We start from the raw sequence: 430 nt of genomic DNA, 5'->3' as shown, positions 1-430 counted from the left end.
ACAGGTGCAGCAAAAGGAGGTTTTGATCCAGATGTATACTGGCTTGATCACAATACAGTCCCTACTTTAGGTGATTATTTTCGTTCTGCAGGTTATCAAACGTTTTGGAAAGGGAAATGGCATGCTTCAGATGAGGACCTTATCGTTCCAGCAAGTCATAATGCAATGCTAAGCTTTAACCCCACAACTGGAGTCCCTGATCCTGAAAAACAAAAGCTTTATTTAACTGCAAATCGGTTAGATTCCTATGGCTTTGATGGGTGGTTAGGCCCTGAACCACATGGATCAAACCCACGAAATTCAGCTTCATCCGCTGCGATTGGTTTAAGTGGCCGTGATGTCGTTTATTCTGAAGAGGTTGTTAAATTAATTAACTCCCTAGAAGACGAAGCTCGTGCCAATGATCACAAGCCTTGGTTAATCGTTTCTT

General features: G+C 42.3%; 1 pseudogene. It reads left to right on the top strand.

The annotated features are described in order from the left end of the window. A pseudogene (locus SAZ04_RS21700) lies at nucleotides 1-430 on the top strand (sulfatase-like hydrolase/transferase); the annotation flags it as partial.

Origin of the sequence: Halalkalibacter lacteus (assembly GCF_036663595.1) — a bacterium.
Classification (GTDB): domain Bacteria; phylum Bacillota; class Bacilli; order Bacillales; family Bacillaceae_D; genus Halalkalibacter; species Halalkalibacter lacteus.
This window is presented reverse-complemented; position numbering and strand designations above follow the sequence as displayed.